Annotated in this window: 22 protein-coding genes and 1 pseudogene; 11 read left to right on the plus strand and 12 right to left on the minus strand. The window is 62.1% G+C overall.

Annotated elements, in window-relative coordinates; genetic code table 11:
- Window positions 1–508: 508 nt before the first annotated feature.
- Complete coding sequence (locus tag AC0IW7_RS12115; RefSeq protein WP_471818209.1) at window positions 509–1,129, plus strand: LysE family translocator; 621 nt, start codon at window positions 509–511, stop codon at window positions 1,127–1,129.
- On the opposite strand, the gene AC0IW7_RS12120 is transcribed toward AC0IW7_RS12115, so the two are convergent.
- Together AC0IW7_RS12120 and AC0IW7_RS12125 are read right to left on the minus strand one after the other, a co-directional pair.
- Window positions 1,116–1,502, minus strand: a complete 387-nt coding sequence (locus AC0IW7_RS12120) for a MerR family transcriptional regulator (protein ID WP_471818211.1) — start codon at window positions 1,500–1,502, stop codon at window positions 1,116–1,118. The two genes, AC0IW7_RS12115 and AC0IW7_RS12120, sit on opposite strands and share 14 nt — an antisense overlap.
- A 43-nt stretch (window positions 1,503–1,545) precedes the next feature.
- Window positions 1,546–1,983: a carboxymuconolactone decarboxylase family protein gene (locus AC0IW7_RS12125; protein ID WP_471818352.1), complete on the minus strand. Its 438-nt coding sequence runs from the start codon at window positions 1,981–1,983 to the stop codon at window positions 1,546–1,548.
- 291 nt (window positions 1,984–2,274) lie between these two features.
- On the opposite strand from AC0IW7_RS12125, the gene estP reads away from it, so the two are divergent.
- Window positions 2,275–4,200, plus strand: coding sequence for an esterase EstP (estP, locus tag AC0IW7_RS12130; protein WP_471818213.1), 1,926 nt, complete (start codon window positions 2,275–2,277; stop codon window positions 4,198–4,200).
- Window positions 4,201–4,270: 70 nt separating this feature from the next.
- Here estP and AC0IW7_RS12135 read toward each other — a convergent pair whose 3' ends face one another.
- Complete coding sequence (locus AC0IW7_RS12135; protein WP_471818215.1) at window positions 4,271–5,140, minus strand: LysR family transcriptional regulator; 870 nt, start codon at window positions 5,138–5,140, stop codon at window positions 4,271–4,273.
- A 211-nt stretch (window positions 5,141–5,351) separates the two neighbouring features.
- Here AC0IW7_RS12135 and AC0IW7_RS12140 point away from each other — a divergent pair, with 211 nt between their 5' ends.
- Entirely contained in the window at window positions 5,352–6,797 is a 1,446-nt protein-coding gene (locus AC0IW7_RS12140; RefSeq protein WP_471818217.1) for an MFS transporter, read from the plus strand.
- 30 nt (window positions 6,798–6,827) lie between these two features.
- On the plus strand, window positions 6,828–7,586 hold the full coding sequence (locus tag AC0IW7_RS12145) for an SDR family NAD(P)-dependent oxidoreductase (RefSeq protein WP_471818219.1): 759 nt from the start codon (window positions 6,828–6,830) through the stop codon (window positions 7,584–7,586).
- 61 nt (window positions 7,587–7,647) lie between these two features.
- On the opposite strand, the gene arcD is transcribed toward AC0IW7_RS12145, so the two are convergent.
- Both arcD and AC0IW7_RS12155 read right to left on the minus strand, forming a co-directional pair.
- Window positions 7,648–9,075, minus strand: a complete 1,428-nt coding sequence (gene arcD, locus AC0IW7_RS12150) for an arginine-ornithine antiporter (RefSeq protein WP_471818220.1) — start codon at window positions 9,073–9,075, stop codon at window positions 7,648–7,650.
- 184 nt (window positions 9,076–9,259) lie between these two features.
- The gene (locus AC0IW7_RS12155) at window positions 9,260–10,006 is read right to left on the minus strand and encodes a gamma-glutamyl-gamma-aminobutyrate hydrolase family protein (protein ID WP_471818222.1); all 747 of its coding nucleotides are present in this window, start codon (window positions 10,004–10,006) and stop codon (window positions 9,260–9,262) included.
- 194 nt (window positions 10,007–10,200) lie between these two features.
- On the opposite strand from AC0IW7_RS12155, the gene AC0IW7_RS12160 reads away from it, so the two are divergent.
- Together AC0IW7_RS12160 and AC0IW7_RS12165 are read left to right on the plus strand one after the other, a co-directional pair.
- On the plus strand, window positions 10,201–10,995 hold the full coding sequence (locus AC0IW7_RS12160; RefSeq protein WP_471818224.1) for an SDR family NAD(P)-dependent oxidoreductase: 795 nt from the start codon (window positions 10,201–10,203) through the stop codon (window positions 10,993–10,995).
- Window positions 10,996–11,118: 123 nt separating this feature from the next.
- A complete protein-coding gene (locus AC0IW7_RS12165) occupies window positions 11,119–12,576 on the plus strand; it encodes an MFS transporter (protein WP_471818226.1) in 1,458 nt (485 codons plus the stop codon).
- Window positions 12,577–12,595: 19 nt separating this feature from the next.
- On the opposite strand, the gene AC0IW7_RS12170 is transcribed toward AC0IW7_RS12165, so the two are convergent.
- Window positions 12,596–13,522 (minus strand): LysR family transcriptional regulator, encoded by a 927-nt coding sequence (locus AC0IW7_RS12170; protein ID WP_471818228.1) that lies wholly within the window; start codon window positions 13,520–13,522, stop codon window positions 12,596–12,598.
- A gap of 110 nt (window positions 13,523–13,632) precedes the next feature.
- Here AC0IW7_RS12170 and AC0IW7_RS12175 point away from each other — a divergent pair, with 110 nt between their 5' ends.
- Both AC0IW7_RS12175 and AC0IW7_RS12180 read left to right on the plus strand, forming a co-directional pair.
- On the plus strand, window positions 13,633–14,385 hold the full coding sequence (locus tag AC0IW7_RS12175; protein ID WP_471818229.1) for an SDR family oxidoreductase: 753 nt from the start codon (window positions 13,633–13,635) through the stop codon (window positions 14,383–14,385).
- A 60-nt stretch (window positions 14,386–14,445) separates the two neighbouring features.
- Window positions 14,446–14,832, plus strand: a complete 387-nt coding sequence (locus tag AC0IW7_RS12180; protein ID WP_471818230.1) for a nuclear transport factor 2 family protein — start codon at window positions 14,446–14,448, stop codon at window positions 14,830–14,832.
- A gap of 51 nt (window positions 14,833–14,883) precedes the next feature.
- Here the strand turns inward: AC0IW7_RS12180 and AC0IW7_RS12185 are convergent, their stop codons facing one another.
- Both AC0IW7_RS12185 and AC0IW7_RS12190 read right to left on the minus strand, forming a co-directional pair.
- Entirely contained in the window at window positions 14,884–15,747 is an 864-nt protein-coding gene (locus AC0IW7_RS12185) for a methyl-accepting chemotaxis protein (RefSeq protein ID WP_471818353.1), read from the minus strand.
- A pseudogene (locus AC0IW7_RS12190) lies at window positions 15,739–16,587 on the minus strand (MCP four helix bundle domain-containing protein); the annotation flags it as partial. The gene AC0IW7_RS12185 and the pseudogene AC0IW7_RS12190, both read right to left, overlap by 9 nt.
- A gap of 143 nt (window positions 16,588–16,730) precedes the next feature.
- On the opposite strand from AC0IW7_RS12190, the gene AC0IW7_RS12195 reads away from it, so the two are divergent.
- The 3 genes from AC0IW7_RS12195 (at window position 16,731) to AC0IW7_RS12205 (ending at window position 18,830) form a co-directional block, all read left to right on the plus strand.
- The gene (locus AC0IW7_RS12195) at window positions 16,731–17,342 is read left to right on the plus strand and encodes an LbetaH domain-containing protein (protein ID WP_463383229.1); all 612 of its coding nucleotides are present in this window, start codon (window positions 16,731–16,733) and stop codon (window positions 17,340–17,342) included.
- Between the two features lie 128 nt (window positions 17,343–17,470).
- On the plus strand, window positions 17,471–18,274 hold the full coding sequence (locus tag AC0IW7_RS12200; protein ID WP_471818231.1) for a suppressor of fused domain protein: 804 nt from the start codon (window positions 17,471–17,473) through the stop codon (window positions 18,272–18,274).
- A gap of 235 nt (window positions 18,275–18,509) precedes the next feature.
- The gene (locus AC0IW7_RS12205) at window positions 18,510–18,830 is read left to right on the plus strand and encodes a hypothetical protein (RefSeq protein ID WP_471818232.1); all 321 of its coding nucleotides are present in this window, start codon (window positions 18,510–18,512) and stop codon (window positions 18,828–18,830) included.
- 26 nt (window positions 18,831–18,856) lie between these two features.
- Here AC0IW7_RS12205 and alaE read toward each other — a convergent pair whose 3' ends face one another.
- The 4 genes from alaE to AC0IW7_RS12225 form a co-directional block, all read right to left on the minus strand.
- Entirely contained in the window at window positions 18,857–19,321 is a 465-nt protein-coding gene (gene alaE, locus AC0IW7_RS12210) for an L-alanine exporter AlaE (protein ID WP_471818234.1), read from the minus strand.
- A gap of 160 nt (window positions 19,322–19,481) precedes the next feature.
- A complete protein-coding gene (locus tag AC0IW7_RS12215; RefSeq protein WP_471818236.1) occupies window positions 19,482–20,441 on the minus strand; it encodes an HlyD family secretion protein in 960 nt (319 codons plus the stop codon).
- Window positions 20,442–20,443: 2 nt separating this feature from the next.
- Window positions 20,444–20,839, minus strand: coding sequence for a DUF3302 domain-containing protein (locus tag AC0IW7_RS12220; RefSeq protein WP_471818238.1), 396 nt, complete (start codon window positions 20,837–20,839; stop codon window positions 20,444–20,446).
- A gap of 166 nt (window positions 20,840–21,005) precedes the next feature.
- A complete protein-coding gene (locus AC0IW7_RS12225; protein ID WP_471818240.1) occupies window positions 21,006–21,932 on the minus strand; it encodes a hypothetical protein in 927 nt (308 codons plus the stop codon).
- Window positions 21,933–22,105: the final 173 nt, after the last annotated feature.

Raw genomic sequence — 22,105 nt, forward strand, 5'->3', positions numbered from 1 at the left:
CAAATCCACACGCCGTCCTGTGGGAGCGGCTTTAGCCGCGATGTTTTTGATTCCGTGCTGTGCAGGCATCGCGGCATTGTCTTCGAGATTCTGGATCCCCGCGTGCGCGAGGATGACGGTGGGGTGTGGGAATTTCTCGTCATTCCCGCGAAGGCGGGAATCCAGAATCGCGACTCCAGCGTGTCGCTCAAATCCACACGCCGTCCTGTGGGAGCGGCTTTAGCCGCGATGTTTTTGATTCCGTGCTGTGCAGGCATCGCGGCATCGTCTTCGAGACTCTGGATCCCCGCGTGCGCGGGGATGACGGTGCAGTCTGGGAACTCCTCGTCATTCCCGCGAAGGCGGGAATCCAGAGTCGTGAGTCCAGCGCGCCGCTCAAGTCCACACGCCGCTCCCACAGAGATTCTGGATCCCCGCGTGCATGGGGATGACGATGGCTCGTCAGCTATCGGCTTACCCATTCTGCTAACCTCGCTCCACCCTCAACCCCCACCGACGACCGCCGCCCATGACCATCGCCGACAACCTTCTGGCCTTCACCTTTGCCGCCACGCTGTTGACCATCACGCCGGGCCTGGACACTGCGCTTGTTCTTCGCACCGCCACCGTTGAAGGGAAGCGGCAGGGCTTCCGGGTGGCGCTGGGGATTAATCTCGGTTGCTTGCTGTGGGGCGCGGCGGTGGCGTTTGGGTTGGGGGCGTTGATTGCCTTGTCGGAGCTGGCCTTCAACGTGTTGAAGTATTGCGGCGCGGCCTATCTGGCGTGGCTAGGGTTGACGATGCTGTTGCGTCCACGGCGCTCGTTTGCGACAGCGGATACAAGCACCGATGCCCGAACCAATTGGTTGCTCAAGGGCATGATGGGCAACGTGTTGAACCCCAAGGTCGGGGTGTTTTATGTGTCGTTCCTGCCGCAGTTCATTCCGCAAGGCCAGCCGATGATCGCGTGGACCTTCGGCCTGGTCAGCATCCATGTGGTGCTGGGTTTGCTGTGGTCGACGGCGTTGATTACGGCGACGCAGTCGTTGGCGGTGTGGCTGCGTCGGGAGCAGGTGGTGGCCTGGATGGACCGCGTGACCGGCGTGGTTTTCGTGCTGTTTGCCGTGCGCCTGGCGCTTAGTCGGCGCTAAGGTTTTCCCACGCTTCAAGCGCTCGGTAGTGGGCAATTTTCTCTTGCAGCGCGGTCATCGCCTGTTGCATGGCCGCCATTTGCGCCTGTACCTCGATCAAATGGTTTTCCAGCATTTCACGGCGTTCGGGCACGGTGTCGTCGCCGGCGCTGCGCAGGGCGGCAAAGGTTTGCATCTTGCCGATGGGCATATGCGTGGTGCGCAGGCGCAGCAGGAATTGCAGCCACGCCATGTCGCTCGGCGCATACAGCCGCTGCCCGCCCGCCGCGCGGGCAACGGGTGCCAGCAGACCAATTTTTTCGTAGTAGCGCAGGGTGTAGGCGGTCAGGCCCGTGCGCTTGGCGACTTGCTCGATGGTGTGGTGTGCATCCATAAGCGCGATCCTCGTCTTCGGTTTGGCAATGCGGCGGCGCCGCTTATTCGGGGCTTGCCGTCGCGATGGTAATACCGCGTTTGGCAAACACTTCACGGGCGGCGCTGATGCCATTCAATGCGCTGGGGAAGCCTGCGTAAACCGCCATCTGAATAATGACTTCAACGATCTCTTGTGGCGTGCAGCCGACATTCAATGCGCCCTCTATATGCACCTTCAGTTGCGGTTGCGCGGTGCCCATGGCGGTAAGGGCTGAAATGGTCGTCAGCTCGCGCGTGCACAGCGCAAGGCCCGGCCGCGAGAACACATCACCATAGGCGAAATCGACAATCCAGGCGCCGAGTTCGGGCGAGATATCGCTCAGCGAATTCACCACCGTGTTGCCGGCAGCGCCGGTGATTTTTTCCAGGGTTTGGATGCCTTTCTCGCGCCGAGCGTCCGGTTCGCTGGCCTGCGCCGACAGGCCCAGTGCAGACAGCATAAGGCCGGTGGCGACGTTGAGTGTGGTTGATGCCATGACAGTGCTCCAGTGGTTAAACCGCGCAACGGCGAAGGCCGCTTTTGGCGGTGCAACACGGAGGCTATTGGTTAGAGCGCGCTCTAAGTCAAGGGTGAAAAAAACACGCCGTACGCCGTGGCCGCGTCAGGCAAGTGGGGCGCCAACAATGGCATGAATGGGGCGCCATAAGCGTCGCGGGCAGTCCCTTGTCAGTGAAAAAAGTCGAGCTACAGTCGGCATGGATCCATCCAATAACAAGAAAAAGGACCTTCAATGAAGCGTGTTTTAAACCCGCTCGCCGCAGCGTGTCTGCTGGCTGGCGCCGTCTCGTTTTCCCCCGCCCAAGCCTCCCCTTATTCTTCCCTCATCGTGTTCGGCGACAGCCTCAGCGATGCCGGCCAATTTGCCGATCCCGGCGGTCCGGCCAATGCCACGTTGCGCTTTACCAACCGCACAGGTCCGACCTACCTGGCGGGAAGTGGCGAAGAGATTGGCGCGTCTGCGCCCATGCTCCTGGGCGGGCGTCTTGGTATCGGTGGCCTCGGCCCGTCAACCTCGCCGGTGTATCAGGCCAATGGCTGGGTCGACGGCGATAACTGGGCAGTCGGCGGCTATACCACCAGCCAGATTTACAACTCCATCACCTCGGTCTCCGAAACCGTCATTCCGCCGGGCGGCCCCGGCGCTGGGGTAGTGCTCAGAAACCGTCCGGGCTACTTGATGGACACGGGCTTTCGCGCCGATCGCAATGCCCTGTACTACATCACTGGCGGCGGCAACGACTTCCTCCAGGGGCAAGTCGTCAGCGCGGCGACTGCCCGTGCCTCGGCGGGCCGTCTGGTTGATAGCGTTGAGGCGCTGCAGCAGGCGGGCGCTCGCTACATCATGGTTTGGCTGCTGCCGGACGTGGGCAGAACCCCGGCCATTTCGGGTACGCCGTTGGCAGGCACCATTTCCCTGCTCGGCGGCACGTTCAACACGGAACTGGTGAGCCAACTGGCCGGCATCAATGCCGAAATCATTCCGCTGAACGTGCCGTTGAACCTTGCCGAAACGCTGGCCGATCCGGGGCGCTACGGCCTGGCGGTGGGGCAGAACCTGACCGGCACCTGCTTCGACAGCTGCGCGGTGCAAAACCCCATCTACGGCATTAACGGAACCAACCCAGATCCCACCAAGCTGCTCTACAACGACGGCGTTCACCCGACCGTCACCGGGCAACGGTTGATCGCCGACTACGCCTATTCGCTGCTGGCAGCCCCGTGGGAACTCAGCCTGTTGCCGGAGATGGCCCACGACACCTTGCGTTCGCACCAAGACCAATTGCGCGCGCAGTGGCAGGCCGATTGGCAGGCGTGGCAAGCGGTCGGCCAGTGGCGCTCCTTTGCCACGGCAGGCGGGCAACGGCAGAGCTATGACGTCTATGAAAGCGATGCCGACGGCGATGGCTACAACCTGAACGTCGGTGGCAGCTACCGACTTAACGACGCCTGGCGCGTTGGCCTGGCAGGCGGCTTTTATCAGCAAGACATGGAGGCCGGCGACGCCGATTCCGACTACGACCTGCGCAGCTACCTGGCCACCGGCTTTGCCCAGTATCAGCAAAATCGTTGGTGGGGCGAGTTGGCTGCCAGCGTCGGCTATCTGGACTTCAACGACATCAAGCGCCAGTTCAATCTTGGGCCGGCCACGCGCAGCGAGAAGGGCGATACCGATGGCGAGCTATGGGGCCTTAGCGGCCGAGTGGGCTACGACATTGCGCCAAGCGCAGACAGCCAGTGGCACCTGAGCCCCTTCGTCAGCGCCGACTACGCGCGGGTCGAGGTGGACGGTTACGCCGAGAACAGCGTGAGCTCCACTGCGCTCAACATCGGCGACCAGAAGCGCGACTCCAAACGCCTGGGCGCCGGCGTGCAGGGTTTGTTTAACCTGAACGCGCAAACCCGGCTGTTCGGTGAGGTGGCTATGGAGCGCGAGTACGAGGACGATGCCACCGAAGTAGACATGGCCCTGCGCAGCCTGCCGACCCTCGGCTACACCTTGGAAGGCTACACGCCGGATGATAAAACCTGGCGTGCCAGCGTCGGCGTCAGCCATTCGCTCGCGCCCGGTTTGTCGCTGCGCGGTGCTTACAGCTACCGTGGCGCCGACGACAGCGATCAGCAGGGCATCAACCTGTCGCTGGCTTGGGATATCTAAGTCTGCTGCGGGTTGCGGGTCAGCCGACGCGGATCAACCGCGCGCGGCTGACCTCGCTGCCCAGCCAGTGTCAGAGGTTCTCAGGCGAATGGCTGCCCAGCATGTCGCTGGCCAAATCGGCCAGTGCACGCAAGCGATCCATTTGCCGCATATCGTGGTGATAGCCCATCCAGATTTCCCGCGACGGCGGCGTCTCGCTCAGTTCGATGCGCCGCAACGTGGGCAGCTGGTCGCCTAGCGAACGCGGCAGCACGGCCAGGCCCACGCCGAGGGCGCACATTTGCGCCTGCACCGTGCGGCTGCTGCTGGTGAAGACGGTTTTCGCAGCGGGGAACAGGCGCTGTAGCCATTGCACGTCCGGGTAATGCGCCTGGGCTGTGTTCATCAGAATCAGCTTGCAGCCGCTGCCATCTGCCGGCGGCATCGCCGTTGCCGAAGCGCTGGTGTACAGGCCATACGGCATGGTCATCAGCCGACGCTGCACGATGTCCGGCTGGTCGAACGGCACGATGCGAAAGGCGATATCGGCTTCGCGGCGAGTCAGGTCGGACAGCCTATGCCCGGCAAGCACTTCCGGGACCACAGCCGGATACCGCCTTACCAACTCCACCAACACCGGCGCCAGCACATAACCGGCAAACCAGTCGGCCGATGAGATGCGCAATAGGCCTTCGGGGTGTTCAGCGCTGCCGTCCACTCGGCGGGCAATGGCCAGTGCGCTGCGTTCCATTTCTTCGGCCAGGCACAGAATCCGGTCACCCATGTCCGTCGGCACCAGGCCTTCGGGTGTGCGTCGGAAAAATGGCTGCCCGCTGGCCTGCTCCAGGGCTTGCAGCCGTCTGCCCACGGTCGGGTGACTGACCCCCAATTGCTTGGCCGCCGCGCCCAGCGAGCCCGCCCTGGCAATGGCAAGAAAAAACCGCACGTCATCCCATTCCACGCTGTACCCCTTACAAAAATGCACACGCAATGTGCAGCGTTGGCAGTGCCGCCAGCCCTGTGCTGCGGCTGACAATGCGCTCCAGTTCCAGCCGGCACTGCCGCAGTTCGTGCCTTCCAAAGCGCCGGTGCAGTGTACGTAGCTGTACGCCGGGTTCGCCAGATAGCAGTGGGCGGCGAGCCAGCCCTTGAGCCTTTTTGTGGAGCCTGCCATGTCCTTTGCAACCCCAACAACCCGCGCAGCAGCACCCCATCGGTGGCTGGCTTTTGCGGTGCTATTGGCCGGCGCGTTCTTGCCGCCGTTGGATTTTTTCATCGTCAATGTGGCGTTGCCCTCGATTCGCAGCGGGCTCGGCGCCAGCCCGGCGCAGGTGCAGTTGGTGATCTCGGCATACGCCGCTACCTATGCGGTTTTCCTGATTACCGGCGGGCGGCTGGGCGACCTGTTTGGCCGACGCCGGGTGTTTCTGGCGGGCATGGCAGGCTTCGGCATGGCCTCGCTGATCTGCGGCCTGGCCACCACGCCAACACTGCTGATAGCGGGCCGGGCCCTGCAAGGGCTCAGCGCTGCCGCCATGGCGCCGCAAGGCCTGGCCTCCATCCATGCGCTGTTTCCCGAACAGGAACGTGCCCGAGCCTTGGCGGTATACGGCGCGGCGCTGGGCTTGGCCGCTGTGCTCGCCCAGGCGCTCGGCGGGGTGCTGATTGCCGCGAATCTGTTTGGTCTGCACTGGCGGATCATTTTTCTGATCAATCTGCCCATCGTGGCGGCGGTGTTCATCGCCGGCATTCCGTTTTTGCCTGATACCCGCAGCCCGACGCCGCTGCCATTGGACCGCCTGGGCGTGCTGCTGTGCGCCCTCACGTTGGGGCTGTTGGTGGTGCCGTTGGTGGAGGGGCGAGAGTGGGGCTGGCCGTGGTGGCTGTGCGTGATGTTGCTCAGCGCGCCGGTGTTGGCGATGGCCTTCTGGCGCTATGAAATTGCCTTGGAGCGGCGCGGCGGCACGCCACTGGTAAGCCCACAGCTGAGTCAGTCGCCGGGGTTGCTGGCGGGCCTGACCGGGGTGCTGCTGTTCTATGTGGTGTCGGCCTTTTTCCTGACGTTTTCGGTGTACCTGCAAGACGCCCTCGGCGCTACGCCGCTGGCCACCGGCCTGATGTTTGTGCCGTTCGGCATTGGTTACGTGATCGGCCCGTTGACCACACCGGCGGCCATCCGCCGATTCGGCCGTTATGTGCCGGCCTTGGGCATGGCCTTGGAAGTGCTCGGCTGTTTGCTCTTGAGCGCGGCGGTGGCCGCGGCGCCGCCCGGCAAAAGCCCGGCCCACGCGGCGGTCGTGCTGGCTGTCGGGCTGCTGGGTTTTGGCCAGGGCTGGGCGCTGCCCACATTGATTCGAACGGTCATCGACCGCGCGCCGGCCGGTGGCGCCGGCATGGCGGCGGGCTTGGTCAATTCGGCATTGCAGATCAGCGCGGCATTGGGTGTCGCGGTGTTGGGCGGGCTGTTTTACGCGGTGGCCGCGCCGGCTAACAGCGCCGCGTCATTGGCCGACGGCTTCGTTGCCGCGCTGCTGGGCATCGCCGTGTGCCTGAGCATTGCCGCCTGCCTTTCGGTATATGCCGGCAGACCCCGTTCGCAGCCCATTCAACCTTCGTAAAACCATCAACGCGTCAAAAGGAGCTCTGTTATGTCGGGTAAATTTTCCGGTCAGGTCGCCGTGGTAACGGGCGGCTCAACGGGTATCGGCTTTGCCATCGCCGCTGCGCTTATCGCCGAAGGCGCCGGGCGTGTTTATCTCACCGGCCGCTCGGCGGCGACCCTCGAAACGGCCGCGCGCGCTCTGGGCGAAAAGGCCGTCGCGGTGGTTTCAGATGTCACCCAACAGGCCGACCTCGATGCCCTCAAAGCCTTGGTTGAAACGCAGGACGGCCGCCTCGACGTGGTGTTCGCCAACGCGGGCATCTGCGAGAAAAACCCGTTGGGCAGTACCAGCGAAGCCAGTTACTACAGCCTGTTCGACATCAATGTGAAGGGCGTTTTCTTCACCGTGCAAACCTTGCTGCCCTTGCTCAAAGACGGCGCCGCTATCGTGCTCACCGCGTCCATCTGTTCCAGCAACGGCATGGAAGGCCTCAGCCTGTACAACGCCTCGAAAGCGGCGGTGCGCTCGTTTGCCCGAACCTGGGCCAATGAATTAAAGGACCGAAAGATCCGCGCCAACGTGCTCAGCCCTGGCTTCACGCGAACGCCATTGATGGACAACGGTTTGAAGATGGACGAGCGCCAGATCCAGGCGCTAAGCGAGCACGTCGCGCACGTCGTGCCCTTGGGCTACATGGCGCAGCCCCATGAAATCGCCTCCGCTGCCTTGTTTCTTGCCAGCGCCGATGCCGGCTACGTGAATGGCGTGGAGCTGATGGTCGACGGCGGGCTTTCACAAATCTGACGGGGCGAGGCGGCGGTCACCTGTCTCGGTTAATGGGCGGTCGCGTGGTGCGCCAACCGTTTCACAGCGACAGCCCGCCGCTATACAGCCCATAGGCAGCGACCGCCGCGGCGCCGATAACGGCGGCAAAAATAAGCTTCTCGATGGTGGTAAACACAGGTTCGCCTTGCTCACGTTTGGCTTTGGCAAACAGCAACACGCCGGGGGCGTACAGCAGCGCCGACAGCAGCAAGTATTTCACCCCGCCGGCGTACAACAACCACACGGCATAGACCAAGGCGATGGTGCTGACGATCAGGTCTTTACGGCGCGCGCCGGCGTCTTGCTCGTAGGTTTCGCCGCGCTGGCTAAGCAGCAGCGCGTAGGCCGCCGACCACAGGTACGGCACCATAATCATCGACGAGGCGAGGTAGATCAGGTTGGTGTAAGTGCCCGCCGACACCAGGGTTATCAGCAAAAACAGCTGGATCATCGCGTTAGTCAGCCACAACGCATTGACCGGCACGTGGTTGGCGTTTTCCTTTTTCAGGAAGGCCGGCATGGTGTTGTCTTTGGCGGTGGAGAACAGAATTTCAGCGCACAGCAGGGCCCACGACAGCAACGCACCCAGCAGCGAAATGGCCAGACCGACGCTGATGAATAACGCGCCCCATGGCCCGACAACGTGTTCCAGCACAACGGCCAACGACGGGTTCTGCAGCGCAGCCAGTTCGGGCCGGGTCATGATGCCCAGCGACAACAGGTTAACCAGCACCAACAACGCCAGCACCCCGAGAAAACCCAGCACCGTGGCGCGGCCGATGTCCGAGCGTTTCTCCGCGCGGGCCGAATACACGCTGGCGCCTTCGATGCCGATAAAGACGAACACCGTCACCATCATCATGTTGCGGACCTGGTCCATCACGCTGGTGAAGTTGGGGCTGCTGCGGCCCCAGATATCGCGGGTAAAAATGTCCGCGTCGAAGGCCACCAGGGTGATGCCGATAAAAGTCACCAGCGGCACCACCTTGGCCACGGTGGTCAGTTGGTTGATGAACGCTGCCTCTTTGATGCCCCGCAGCACCAGGAAATGCACCGACCACAGCAGCACGGACGCGCAGCCGATGGCCACTGGCGTATTGCCTTGGCCGAATACCGGAAAGAAATAACCGAGGGTGCTGAACAGCAACACGAAGTAGCCGACATTGCCCAGCCAGGCGCTGATCCAATAGCCCCACGCCGAGGAAAAGCCCATGTAGTCGCCAAAGCCCGCCTTGGCGTAGGCGTATACGCCGGAATTCAGCTCCGGCTTGCGGTTGGCCAGGGTTTGAAACACCAGCGCCAAGGCCAACATGCCCACCGCCGTGATCGACCAGCCGATCATCACCGCCCCCGCGTCGGCGCGCTCGGCCATATTCTGCGGCAGCGAAAAGATCCCGCCGCCAATCATCGAGCCCACCACCAGCGCCACCAAGGCGCTCAATCGAAGCTTCTGCGTCGGTTCTGACATCGCCTGTCTCTCTGCTCGCGCGCTCCCATAAGCGCGGCGTGACCCTAGTGTAACCAAGCACAGAAAGTGCAAGCGTGCCGAATAAATCGGCAGTGATGTGTACCCCGATACCCAGAAAGCCGTGCAACGCCGAACCTGTAGGAGAGGCTTCAGCCTCGATCCCTGCACAGCACATTCTCCACACTTAACGCTTGCTCGCCCTCTCCCGGCACGCCCGCCCAAACGCTTCGAAAATCACCGCGTAGTCGGGGTTATCAGTCACCTGCCACTCCGGATGCCATTGCACGCCGAGTGCAAACGCGCGGCTGCCTTCCACCGACAGCGCTTCCACCAAGCCGTCTTCGGCCACCGCCTCGATACGCAGGCCGCTGCCGACCTCGGCGATGCCCTGGCCGTGCACCGAATTGACCTTCAACACGCCCTTGAGCCCTAACCGTTCCAGCACGCCACCCGGCTGCACGGTGACGGTATGAATACGCGCGTATTGCGCTTCGATGGGTTCGTCATCAGGCGGTTCGTGCTGCAGCGGCGAGCTTTCCAGAGACTGGCGCAACGTGCCGCCAAAGGCCACGTTCAGCTCTTGCAAGCCCCGGCATGCACCGAGCACGGGCAGGCCGGCATCCACCGCCGCGCGCCATAACGCCAGCGCTTGTTCGTCGCGTGCGGGGTCGTGCTCGGTGCCCGGCGCGCTGGGTGGGCCGCCGTAACGGCGGGGTTCGATATTGGATGGTGCGCCCGTGAAAAACAGCCCGTCGAGGCTGTCGATGATATCGGTCAGCGCCAGCAAATCCGGGAACTGCGGCAGTATCAGCGGCATCCCTTTTGCCGTGGTGGCAATGGCTTGTGAATTTTTGTCGTCGTTGATTTGCACCGCGTGCGGGCCGATCTGATACGAGCAGGCCGTAACGCCAATTACCGGAAGACGCGACATAACTCCTCCTGTTTTCTCCGTTGCGCGTTACCCGTTTGGATTACGCAAACGGTAAAAACGCACAAGCTATATGCGCGGTGCCAACGTGCGCGAGCCAGGCATCGCTGCCCCGGCAGAACGGCCCATGCGCGACTACGCTGGTGAGCGACTTAATCACCCGCCGGGCCGGCGCCTGGCATTTGCGGAGAACACCTATGCACATCGACTTGAGCGGCAAGACAGCCCTGGTTACCGCCTCCACTGGCGGCATCGGTTTCGCCATCGCCGAAGGCCTGGCAGCGAGCGGCGCCAACGTGATCGTTAACGGCCGCAGCGACGGCTCGGTGCACAAAGCCTTGGCGCGCCTGCGCGAAACATCACCGCACGGGACGCTCACCGGCGTGGCGGCCGACCTGGGCGATGCCAGCGGCGCCGACGCCTTGCTCGCCGCGCTGCCCGCCGTCGACATTCTGGTCAACAACGCCGGTATTTATGGGCTGGTGGATTTCTTCGAAACCGATGACGACTGCTGGGAGAATTACTGGCAGACCAACGTCATGTCCGGCGTGCGCCTAAGCCGCGCGCTGGTGCCGGCGATGGTCGAACGCAAGTGGGGCAGGGTGGTGTTTATCTCGTCCGAATCGGGCCGCAACATTCCGGCCGACATGGTGCATTACGGCGTCACCAAAACCGCCCAGCTCGCCGTCTCGCGCGGGTTGGCCAAACGGGTGGCCGGCAGCGGCGTCACCGTGAACAGCGTGCTGCCGGGCCCGACCTTATCGGACGGCCTGGCCACCATGCTCGAAGAGCAGCGCGCCAAGTCCGGCAAAACCCTCGAAGCCGTTGCCGCCGAATTTGTGATGGCGCACCGGCCAACGTCGTTGATCCAACGGGCCGCGACGGTAGAGGAGGTGGCCAACATGGTCGTTTACCTGTGCTCGCTGCAGGCCTCGGCCACCTGCGGCGCGGCGCTGCGGGTGGATGGTGGGGTGGTGGACGATATTTTATAAGAGGACCACAGACCCGTTTCAGTGCGACGCCAGGCCCACAAAGAACCTCTGAACTCCCGCTCGCTGCGCTGGCTCTTAAACCTTAGGACCCCAACCTAACAATAAGACCTGAAGGATGCGGCGATGAATTCAGTGGAACGTGCCTACCAGCCTGGCGAAGTATTTGAAACGGACCTTCCTTCCCGGCTCGACCGGTTGCCCTGGGGGCGCTTCCACACGTTGTTAGTGTTCGCGTTGGGCATCACCTGGTTACTGGATGGCTTGGAAGTGACCCTGGCCGGCTCGGTATCCGGCGCGCTGAAAGACAGCCCGCAACTGCACATGGACAACGCCGATATCGGCCTGGCCGGTGGCGTCTATATCGCCGGCGCGGTGCTGGGTGCGTTGCTGTTCGGCTGGCTCACCGACCGCCTCGGGCGGCGCAAGTTGTTCTTTATCACCTTGTGGTTGTACGTCGGCGCCACGGCGGCGACGGCGTTTTCCTTCAACCTGGAAACCTTCCTGCTGTTTCGCTTCCTCACCGGCATGGGCATTGGCGGTGAATACACGGCGATCAATTCGACCATTCAGGAATTCACCCCGGCGCGCTATCGCGGTTGGGTCGACCTGACGATCAATGGCACCTTCTGGTTGGGCGCGGCATTGGGCGCGGGCGGGGCGATTGTGTTGCTCGACCCGCAAGTGGTGGGCGGCGATATGGGCTGGCGCCTGTGCTTCGGCATTGGCGCGCTGCTCGGCCTGGTGATTCTGGTGATGCGTTTGTGGCTGCCGGAAAGCCCGCGCTGGCTGTTGATTCATGGCCAGCCCGACGAGGCGCGGCGCATTGTTGAAGGCATCGAGCAACGCATGATCGAGCACGGCCATGAGTTGCCGGCAGTCACCAGTGCGCCGCTGCGCTTGCACGCCCGCGACCACACGCCGTTGAGCGAAATCTTCCACACCTTGTTTCACACCTTCCGCCAGCGCTCCCTGGTCGGCTTGACGCTGCTGACCGCGCAGGGGTTTTTCTACAACGCGATTTTCTTCACCTACGCCCTGGTGCTCACCGACTTCTACGACGTGCCGTCCGAGCATGTGGGCTGGTATGTGCTGCCGCTGGCGTTGGGTAACTTCTGCGGCCCGCTGTTGCTCGGCCGGTTGTTCGACGTCGTCGGGCGCCGCGTGATGATCAGCGCCACCTATGCGATTTCTGGCGTGTTGCTGGTCATCAGCGGGTATTGCTTCCAGCAAGGCTGGTTCGATGTCACCCAGCAGGCAATCGCCTGGATGGTGATTTTCTTCTTCGCCTCGGCCGCCGCCAGCTCGGCGTACCTGACCGTAGCGGAAACCTTCCCCCTGGAAATTCGCGCCCTGGCCATCGCCGTGTTTTACGCCTTCGGCACCGGCCTTGGCGGCATCATCGGGCCAACGCTGTTTGGCCAACTGATTGAAAGTGGCGAACGCGGCAACCTGTTTATCGGCTACCTGATTGGCGCTGGGCTGATGGTGATGGCGGCGGTGGTGCAGGCGATCTGGGGCGTGGCGGCGGAGCGCCAGTCGCTGGAAACGGTGGCGCGGCCGTTGTCGCAAGCCAAAGACTGAGCGCGCCGTGCGCGGGTGCTCAAGGCCGCGCGCGAAAACGTGTGGCCCACTGCTGAACCCGGGCGTGCTCGACCAGAAAGTCGACAAACGCCCGGGTTTTTGCGGGCAGCAATTTCTGGCTGGAGAAGTACAGCGAGATCTGCCCGGCATCCACATACCAGTCCGGCAGCAAGCGCTGCAGCCGGCCGTCTTGCAGATACGGCAGCACATCCGACACCGCCAACAGCGCCACGCCCAGACCCAGCAGGGCGCTTTGGCACAGCGCCTGCGGGTCGTTGACCAACAGGCGCGGCGTCAATTCAAGCGGAACCTGTTGGCCTTTCGGGCCTTGCAGCAGCCAGTTTCTCACCTTGCCCGTTTGCACCGAGCGCATGGCCAAGTGGTCCAGTTTGCTCAGGTCTTCCAGGCGCTTGATACGCCCGCGTGCTGCCAGATGGTCGGGCGCCGCCACCAGAATCAAATGAGCCGGCGCCAGTTCACGCGCCACCAGCCCGGGCGCCAATTCCAGGCCGCCACCAATCGCCGCATCGAACCCTTCGGCTACCAGATCGACCTGGCGATTTTCCAGGTACCACTCCGGAACGATGCCCGGATAGCGCTGCAGAAACGCCGGCATCAACGGCAGCAAAATGTCCCGCCCAAATCCTGGCGCCGCCGACAGGCGCAGCACGCCTGCTGGCTCGCCGGCATTTTGCGTGACGTCGGCAATGGCCGCTTGAACGCTCTCCAGGCCGCCGCCCACGGTCAGTAAAAAACGCTCGCCGGCTTCGGTAAGCGTGATGCGCCGGGTGCTGCGTTGGAATAGGCGCACGCCAAGGTTGGCCTCCAGCTGCGCGACGTTACGGCTGATCGCCGCTGGCGTCAGCCCCAGGCGCCGCGCCGCCGCTGAAAAGCTTCCGCTTTCAGCGCTGCGTACGAATGACAACAGGTTGGCAAAGGTTTCCACGGCTGATTACCTTCAAGTTCTACTTGAAAGCGATACTAGTGATTACCCGCTACTGACGAAAGAATAAAAAGCGCCTTATAGCCTCACTAACCCATAACGAGGCTTCAACCATGACCACTGACACTCGCTCACTTGCAGGCAAAATCGCCGTCGTTACCGGCGGATCGCGCAGCATCGGCGCCGCCATTGCCAAGCGCCTGGCCGCCGACGGCGCCACGGTCGCCATCACTTACAACGCCTCGGCAAGCAGTGCCGAAGCCGTGGTTGCCGCCATTACCGCAGCGGGCGGCCAGGCGGTGGCGCTGCGCGCCGAAGCGGGCGATGCCAACGCGGTTCGCGCTGCCATCGAGGACGTGGCTGAGCGTTTTGGTCGCATCGATATTCTGGTTAACAACGCCGGCATCAGCGTGCTCGGCGCACCGCAAGACATCGCCTTCGACGACTTCCAACGGATTCTGGCCGTCAACGTGACCGGCGTCTTCGTCGCCACGCAGCAAGCGCTCAAGCACATGGGCGAGGGTGGCCGCATCATTCACATCGGCAGCTCGATGGTGCAGTACGCCGCGTTCGCCACGGCCTCGGTGTACACCCTGACCAAGGGCGCTGTGGCCGGCTTCAGCCGCGGCCTGGTACGCGACCTGGGGCCGCGCGGCATTACCGTGAACACCGTGCACCCCGGCCCAACCGACAGCGACATGAACCCGGCCGACGGCGCCGTTGCCGACTTTGTTCGCCCCAACATTGCCGTGGGCCGCTACGGTGAAGGCAAAGACATCGCCAGCGCCGTGGCTTACCTGGCCAGTGCCGAGGCCGGCTTTGTCAGCGGCGCTGAACTGCTTGTGGACGGCGGCTTCACCGCCTGACAGCAACCCCTTCAACGTCGCCCACTCCGGCGACGTTGCAACCTTCTGAACAGGTGACTTATGACCGACTCCACAGCACCCCACGAACCCGACTTCGACGCGCTGCTGCGCGCCAACCTTGAGCGCGTGTTCAACGAACGTAACGCGGCTACGCGCGCGACCGCCGTGAGCGAGTTGTTCGCCAGCGCGCCGAGGCTGTATGAACCGGCCGGCATCGTCCACGGCCAAGCCGCCATCAGCGAGGTGGCGGGCGCGTTGCTTGAACAGTTTGGCGACGACTTCGCTTTCACCCCGACCGGCCCCGCGATCGGGCACCACGGTTTGGGTTATTTGCGCTGGCAGGCCGGGCCGAAAAACGGGCCGGTGGTGGTCAGTGGCGTGGATGTGGCGCACATCACGGACGGCAAGATTACCGAGCTGTGGGTGCTGTTGGACGCGCCGGCCTGACAAGAAAAAGCCCGGCGTGTGCCGGGCTTTGCAGGGGCGTTCAGCCTCGCTTCAGATCGAGAAGCGGCTCACCAGCGCATTCAGGCTGGTCGCCAGGTGGGACAACTCCTGACTGGCAGCCGTGGTTTGGTTAGCGCCAGCAGAGGTTTGCACGCTCAGGTCGCGGATGTTGACCAGGTTTCGATCAACCTCGCGAGCCACCTGGGCTTGCTCTTCCGAGGCGCTGGCAATGACCAGGTTTCGTTCGCTGATCTGGCTGATCGCATCGGTGATGCGCTGCAAGGCTCCGCCGGCGTCCTGGGCAATTTCAAGGGTCTGACGAGCACGCTGGGTGCTGGTTTCCATCGCACTCATGGCGCCGGCTGAACCTTGCTGGATGGTGCCGATCATCTGCTCGATTTCCTGCGTCGAGGTTTGCGTGCGGTGTGCCAAGGCGCGCACTTCGTCGGCCACCACGGCAAACCCGCGTCCGGCTTCGCCTGCCCGCGCCGCTTCAATGGCGGCGTTGAGCGCCAGCAGGTTGGTTTGCTCGGCGATGGCGCGAATCACATCGAGCACCTTGCTGATGCTGCTCACGCCGTCGCCCAGGTTTCTCACTTGTTCGGCGGTACGGGTGACGTCGTCCGATAGCAGCCCAATGGAGTCGACGGTTTTGGTCACCTGTTGCTGACCATGCTTGGCGGTCTGGGTGGATTCTTTGGATGCCTCGAAGGTCGCGACGGCATTGCGCGCCACCTCATCTACCGCAGCGGTCATTTCATTAACGGCGGTGGCGGCTTGGTCGATTTCGTTGCTCTGCTGGTGCAGCCCGCGAGTGGAATCTTCCGTGACGGCGTTCAGTTCTTCGGCGGCAGAGGCCAACTGATTAGAAGAGTCGGCGATCGCGGAAATGGTCTGCTTCAGGTTTTGTTGCATCACCTTGAGCGCGGCCAGCAGTTGGGCGGGCTCGTCTGCTCCGGTCACGCTAATCGACTCGGTCAGATCTCCCTTGGCAATCACCTGAGCCACCGCCACGGCTTCGGTTAAAGGCCGGGTAATGCTGCGCGTGAACAGCAAGGCCATAAAGCCGGTGAGCACCGTGGCAACGGCGATAAACACCATCACGCCAGTCATCGCAGCGGCATAACCTGTATCGGCCTTTTTATCGGAATCGGCGGCGCCGTCCTGGTTGATTTTGATGAGCGCCGCCATCTGCACGCCCAATTCATCCGAGGCTTTTTTGTAGGTGCCGCCCAACAGCGCGCGCATCGCGTCGGGCTGGTTGGCGTTGGAAAGCTGCACCAGCTCCCGGTTGGCCGCTTTGTAATCGTTGACCACGCGCTGAAAGCTTTGGTACTGGGCGCGCTCCTGGTCGTCGTCGATGAGTTTTTCATAGCGCGCCAACGCCTGATCGACCTGGCCGCTCAGCTCATCAATACGCGCCACCGTTGCCACGAGTTTGTCTGCGTCGCGGTCAACCAGCAGGCGGTAGGCGGTGATGCGCAGGCGCAGCATGCTTTCGTTCAGGCTACTGAGCGCCGAGAGGCTGGGAATGCCTTTGTCAGAGAGGTCTTCCCCTTGTTGACGTACCGATTTCAGCTGATACATGGCAAACAAACCCAACAGAATCACCAGCACCCCAATGAGGGAAAAACTGATGATGGCGCGAGGGGCGATTTTGAGCTGGCGCATGCAGGGGGCTCCCGTTTTTTGTTGTTGGCTTACGCAAATTATCGTCCGGCCTGGAACAAGCATGAGTGCCGTCTGGCGGGACATGGCGGTGCGTGTGGAACAACCCTGGGCCGGCGCGAAGGCGCCTGAGGTCAGCGCGGCGTGGCCCGCAGGTGCAGGCGGTAAATGAATTAATTGGCCTATCGCCGATCTACGTTTGCGAGCCCCACTCGACAGGAAGCGCTGCGTTGAACGAACCCGAGATCCGTACATTCATTGCCCGATGGGACACGCTTGGCCTGGACCCCGTTGCCGCTTGGCAGGTGACGCAGGCATGCGAGGAACACGTGCTGGCGCTGCTGACGCGGCTGCCAGAGGGGTATCGGCGCTACGCAGATTGCGCCATTCATGAAAGCGCCACCGTCGAGGAAGGCGCGGTGCTCAAGGGCGCCATCATTGTGGGTAAAGGTGCATTCGTTGCGGCGGGCGCGTACTTGCGTGGGGGCGTTTTCCTCGGCAGTCATTGCATTGTTGGGCCGAGCTGCGAAATCAAAAGCAGCTTTATGCTGGCGGGCAGCAAGTTGGCGCATTTCAATTTTGTAGGCGATTCATTGATTGGCGAGGGCGTGAACATCGAAGCCGGCGCAATCATCGCCAATTACCGCAATGAACTGGACGGTGCAGCCATTAAGATTCGCCACGGCGATCAGGTAATCGACACGGCCGTAAACAAGTTCGGCGCGCTGGTGGGGGATGGCAGCAAGATCGGCGCAAACGCCGTCATCGCTCCCGGCGCTTTGCTGCTGCCCAACAGTCGGGTGCCCAGGCTGGGGTTGGTTGACCAGTTTGCTTACGATTAAGCCCGGCTGTTGATCGCAAGCTTCGCGAGCAAGCTCGCTTCTATGTTGGTTAAAAGCTTCGCGAGCAAGCTCGCTCCTACTGAGACCGCGTTTGACCGGCTCTTCATATCTCCATGCAAGGATTGCCCATGAGCTTATTCGACAGATTGCGTAACGCACTTCGCCCCTCCACCGAATCCGCCGCCGAGCCGGCAGCCTGCCTGGCGGAGCCTTCTCTGGTAGACAGCGCTGACGAAGCGCGCAGGGCCACCCATGCCGCGCTGGACCGTCACTGGCAGAGCGTGGGATCGGTGGAAAAGGACGTGCTCGGATATTTTCTCAGTCCTTCCTTCACAGGCGGGCCGGCGTGGCCGTCGACACGCCAGGCGTACCGCGTGGTGCGTCGTGGTGAGCGGATTCTTCTGGCCAGCGATGGCCTGAGCGACCCGTTCGATGATGCTGAAGGGTTCGGCAACGGCTTTGAAATGGAGCTGTTTGTTGAAACGGCAGACATTGCTGAAGCGCATCGCGGCACGCCCGGTGATGTGTCGACGTTAAGTGATTCCTGGGCCTTCGAACTGCTTGAGCACGTCGCGCAGATTGTGGCTGACGCCGGTGGCATTACCGCGCAGTTGGAGCAATACGGTGCGTTGTCGATGGAGCTGCCGGGCGTCAGCCAATCTCGCGCCATCGGTGCGGCACTGCCAGCGCTTTTCGTCACCGAAGACGACGCCCTCGGCGTGCTGCTTGGCGCTCCTAAACCGGACTTCAACGACGTGCTCGATGACATGCCGCTGTCACCCGTGAGGTTGGTGCCCATCGTGGTGCTGACCGCCGCAGAGCTTGAATTTGTGCGCGCAGGCGGCGGCCAGGCCCGCGCTGAGTTGCTGGAGCGACTGGTTGCGGCCAACGTTGGGCATGTCAGTGATTTGCAGCGAAACAGCGTGATGTGAAAGTTGCCCACGGGTTCGGGCTCCAGCGGGCTGGTGGGCTACGAGGCGGGGGCATGGTTTGGCGCAACTTACCGAGCGCTGGTGCGCTATCAACAAACTATCCCGCGTTCCCTACGCGTACGTGAGCTTTTCCCTACTAGCTGATCGGACGGCATCCCTAAAACTAAGCACATCAGCACATCAGCACATCAGCACGAGCAGCTGCTCAGTGCGTGTTCAGTCTTAGGAGAATCCCATGGCAACTTCCACGTGGTTAATGTTCCGGTCATTGCAGCAGAACGCGGTAGAGAGCCGTCGGGCCTACACGTTGCTCATGGAGCTGTCGCGCTACGCGCAAAACAACGAAACCGCGACACGCATCTGGGATGCTGCGCAAGGCTTAATGGAAAACGCCGACACGCTCAGCCGCATTTCTCTGGAATTGCAATCAGGTGTGCTATGTCGCAGAAGCTGCCTGGGCCGTGTTCCATCGCTGGACTCGTTAGGCATGTTCAGCGCGGCGGCCGGGCAGCAGGCGCATGGGGTAGTGGCGGACAAGCATTCCCAGGAACAGTGAGCAGCAAGCAGGGCCAGTACGGGCGCTCAACGCTTCAATGACATGGGCCGTTCGCCACCCTCAGGCAATCCAAATCCACGTCGAACCACGTTGAGAAAGGCGCCGTACGGGCGCCCCAGTACCAGCATGATGACGCATACGCCCAGCGTGCCGCGCAACACGGCCTGGCCGTCGGCGCCGGCCAACGCCAGCAACGCGGCATAGATGGGCACCTGAAAACTCAACAGGGCGAGGGAATCCCAGGCCAGCTGCGACAGGCGGCCAACGCCGGCGAAGCGCATCACCCAATCTCGCCACAGGCCATAGGGCCGTCCGCAAAACACCATCAATGCAGCGCCAATAAGTCGGGCCTCCAACACCTGTCGCCAGCTCATGCCCGCGACGAAGCGCTCGTTGATGATGCCGGTGGTGGTGAAGAACAACAGCAGAGCAAGCGTGTCGGCCACAAAAGACCGCCACTGAGTGCGGTTGGCGTTGGGTGAGTCAGACAACGTAGGCGTTCCCCGTTTGCAAAATTGGTCGCTCGTACATGGAGTCGACGCAAACGGCGAACGTTCCCGCTTAAAAGGCCAGTGCGTACTGATGAAGCCAAGCAGTCGCCCGCCCTTTTTTTTTCTTCGCGTTGGCCATGGTGGATCCTCCGCCGGGCTGTTAGTGGAAGGGGAAGATGTAGTTCATCCAGGCCGCCATGCGCAGCAGAATCTTGCGCATGATGGCCACGTGGTGAAAGTGCTGGCTGTACAACGCCGCCTGGCCATAGGCGCCGCCCGGCATGCGCGCGGCGTACTCGGCGTAGGCGGGGTCGGTGATTTCGATAATCACCGGCACGCGCCCCGGTGGCGGCGAGCCGCTGTAGCTAATCAAGGTGCCCGAAGGTTGCACCTGGCCCTCGCCGATAACACCGAGCACTTGCTTGACCTTGCCGGCGAACACCTTCCCGGGAATGCCATCGAAAGCCACTTCGGCTTCATCTCCAGGGGTCAGTCGCAGCTGGCTGTTCTGGCGCATCCACGCGGTGAAGTAGGGGCCTTCATCCGGCACGAACACCATCGAGGGGCGCAACGGTAACTGGCTGGCCATCATGCCGGGACGCAACGACACATGGGTGACGAAGCCGCGCGCCGGCGCACGCACCACGGTGTTGTCCAGTTCGAACTGAGCCAGGCCCAATTGCGCTTCAAGGTTGTCGACTTGCGCGGTCGCCAGGTCGACGTTGCGACGGTTGCCCACTTCGCGTTTGACCAATTCGCTGGCGCGGTTCTGGTCGGCGCGGGCGGACACTAACTGCGCCTTGATGGCTTTGACCCGCCATTCGAATGGCTTGGGATCGATGCGAAACAGCACGTCACCTTTTTCGATCATGCGGTTGCCTTCCACCGGCACCTCGATGACCTTACCCGTGACCACTGGAATCACGGGCGTGGTGACGAAATACGAGCGCGCCACTTCGGAGTAGGGGTGGTTGTAATTCATCACAAAAATCAGCGCACCGATCAGCAGAATGCCGCCGAGCACGGCGGTGGGCACGGTCCATTTGTTCAAGGGAATTCGGAAGATTTTGAAGATGGCCACGCAGATGGCGGTGTACGTCAGGATTAGTAGCAGGTCCATGGCTAAACGTCCTTGTCGATGGCAGCTTGGGTCGATGTAGGAGTAGGAATCTCCACCTGCTGTGGCTCAGGTTCCGGCACGCCGCGCTCGAGACGCTCGATGCGTTCGCGCAGTTCGCTCAGTTGAAACTCGAGGTCGGACGAGGGCAGGGCGGCACCGGTTGCCGGGTTGAAGCCCCAGCCGCGGTCGCTGCGGTACAACATGGCCCAGATCCATAAGAACGGCCACAGCGCATGCAGCGTAAACAGGCTGACCCAACCTGCCGCATGAATGGCGTCCTGGTGAGGGTGGTTACGGTGTACGGCGATTTCGTACGGGATGTCGTGCATCACGATGATTCCGTAGAACAACACCAAGCCCGCAAAAAACAGAATTCCCAACGCGATGTAATCGAGCATACGCAGCCTCCCGTCTCCGTCGCTTCCAAGAGCGAAGCTGGCTGAGTATGGACGAGCGTTCAGGTTTTGCTTTCGGGGTAGAGGATTTGCGCGGCTGATTTAACGCATCGCGGCTCAAGCCACTCCCGCAGCGCGGTGGCGACGCAGCATGTTGCCCTGCACCGGCTTAAAACTTATCAATCTGCGCGTACACCTGCAGCCACTCGCCTTTGGCTGCGGCGCTGGCCTCTGGCTGAGCGGCGGCATCGTCTTTGGGCATCGCGTTTAGCAGCGAGAGTTTGGTGCTGTCGGCGCTGAGCAGTTTCACCGCGTACTGCTTCCAGATGGCCTTGCCTTCTTTGTCGGTGGTGGCGGCCAGCACCCTGGCTTCGGGCTCTTCCAGCTCGGGATAGTCGACGGCGTCGGGCGTCTCGAAGCCTGCCTTTTCCCAATCGGCCAGCTCGATGGTCAGTGACGAAGTGGTGTAGTCGAGCGTGGATTTTTCAGCCTCGCTCATGCCCGTCAGCAGTTTGAGCTGGGCTTTGAGCATCATCGGTTTGGTGTCGTTGTCGTTATCGTTCTTGATTTCGGCGTCGTTGATGCGCTTGTAGGTTTCGTCCCAGAAACGCGAGTCGCCGGCGTTCATTTCACGCATGGCGGCGGCAATTTCGCTGGTGGTGTAGGTGCTGGTGTCGTCGTAGCTGATCGTCGACAAGGTTTCCCGACTCAGCCCAGAGAAGGGGTTGTTGGCTTTATCCAGAAGGAACTGGTTAGCCTGCTCGACGAGCGCCAGACGCGTTGGGTCTTCACTGGCGGGCTTCTCTTTGAACACCTCGGCGTCTTTGCCTTCGGTCAGAATCTGCTGGTTAACCGAGGCCAGCAATTCGGCCGGCAGGGGCTTGGAGCGCCAGCCATCAAGCCGTTTGGGTTCGTCGGAGTAGGGGTCCACCTTTGGCGTGGTGCCAATGGACAAGGTGATGCCCACGGTGGGCATTTTGTTCTCGGGCACCGGCGCGATTTTGCTCGCGTTGGGGTCCGGCGCTTTGCTTAGCAAGCGTGTGTAAAAACGGTTTTCCAGCTGCTGGAATCCCGCGCTACGAATGCCTCGGTCCATCACGTTGAGCCTCCTTTCTACGTGGTTCTGAACACCGTATCGGCCACTGGATGATCGGCTTGAATGGGCAAAAAAAATCCAGTCACCACGTGGGGGACTGGATTTTTTCTAAAAAGAACATCGAGGCTGAAGCCGCTCCTACAGAAACGGCGCTGCATTCAGAAGCTGCGGGT

Source organism: Pseudomonas sp. AC229 (assembly GCF_979254655.1).

What these genes read in the sequence shown, in the direction of transcription:
- AC0IW7_RS12175 (WP_471818229.1), top strand. Translation starts at nt 13,633, where the DNA reads ATGACCACTGACACTCGCTCACTTGCAGGCAAAATCGCCGTCGTTACC.
- AC0IW7_RS12200 (WP_471818231.1), top strand. Translation starts at nt 17,471, where the DNA reads ATGAGCTTATTCGACAGATTGCGTAACGCACTTCGCCCCTCCACCGAA.
- arcD (WP_471818220.1), bottom strand. Translation starts at nt 9,075, where the DNA reads ATGTCAGAACCGACGCAGAAGCTTCGATTGAGCGCCTTGGTGGCGCTG.
- AC0IW7_RS12215 (WP_471818236.1), bottom strand. Translation starts at nt 20,441, where the DNA reads ATGGACCTGCTACTAATCCTGACGTACACCGCCATCTGCGTGGCCATC.
- AC0IW7_RS12120 (WP_471818211.1), bottom strand. Translation starts at nt 1,502, where the DNA reads ATGGATGCACACCACACCATCGAGCAAGTCGCCAAGCGCACGGGCCTG.
- AC0IW7_RS12225 (WP_471818240.1), bottom strand. Translation starts at nt 21,932, where the DNA reads ATGGACCGAGGCATTCGTAGCGCGGGATTCCAGCAGCTGGAAAACCGT.
- AC0IW7_RS12165 (WP_471818226.1), top strand. Translation starts at nt 11,119, where the DNA reads ATGAATTCAGTGGAACGTGCCTACCAGCCTGGCGAAGTATTTGAAACG.
- AC0IW7_RS12180 (WP_471818230.1), top strand. Translation starts at nt 14,446, where the DNA reads ATGACCGACTCCACAGCACCCCACGAACCCGACTTCGACGCGCTGCTG.
- AC0IW7_RS12115 (WP_471818209.1), top strand. Translation starts at nt 509, where the DNA reads ATGACCATCGCCGACAACCTTCTGGCCTTCACCTTTGCCGCCACGCTG.
- AC0IW7_RS12125 (WP_471818352.1), bottom strand. Translation starts at nt 1,983, where the DNA reads ATGCTGTCTGCACTGGGCCTGTCGGCGCAGGCCAGCGAACCGGACGCT.
- AC0IW7_RS12155 (WP_471818222.1), bottom strand. Translation starts at nt 10,006, where the DNA reads ATGTCGCGTCTTCCGGTAATTGGCGTTACGGCCTGCTCGTATCAGATC.
- AC0IW7_RS12140 (WP_471818217.1), top strand. Translation starts at nt 5,352, where the DNA reads ATGTCCTTTGCAACCCCAACAACCCGCGCAGCAGCACCCCATCGGTGG.
- AC0IW7_RS12160 (WP_471818224.1), top strand. Translation starts at nt 10,201, where the DNA reads ATGCACATCGACTTGAGCGGCAAGACAGCCCTGGTTACCGCCTCCACT.
- AC0IW7_RS12205 (WP_471818232.1), top strand. Translation starts at nt 18,510, where the DNA reads ATGGCAACTTCCACGTGGTTAATGTTCCGGTCATTGCAGCAGAACGCG.
- AC0IW7_RS12220 (WP_471818238.1), bottom strand. Translation starts at nt 20,839, where the DNA reads ATGCTCGATTACATCGCGTTGGGAATTCTGTTTTTTGCGGGCTTGGTG.
- AC0IW7_RS12145 (WP_471818219.1), top strand. Translation starts at nt 6,828, where the DNA reads ATGTCGGGTAAATTTTCCGGTCAGGTCGCCGTGGTAACGGGCGGCTCA.
- estP (WP_471818213.1), top strand. Translation starts at nt 2,275, where the DNA reads ATGAAGCGTGTTTTAAACCCGCTCGCCGCAGCGTGTCTGCTGGCTGGC.
- AC0IW7_RS12185 (WP_471818353.1), bottom strand. Translation starts at nt 15,747, where the DNA reads ATGCAACAAAACCTGAAGCAGACCATTTCCGCGATCGCCGACTCTTCT.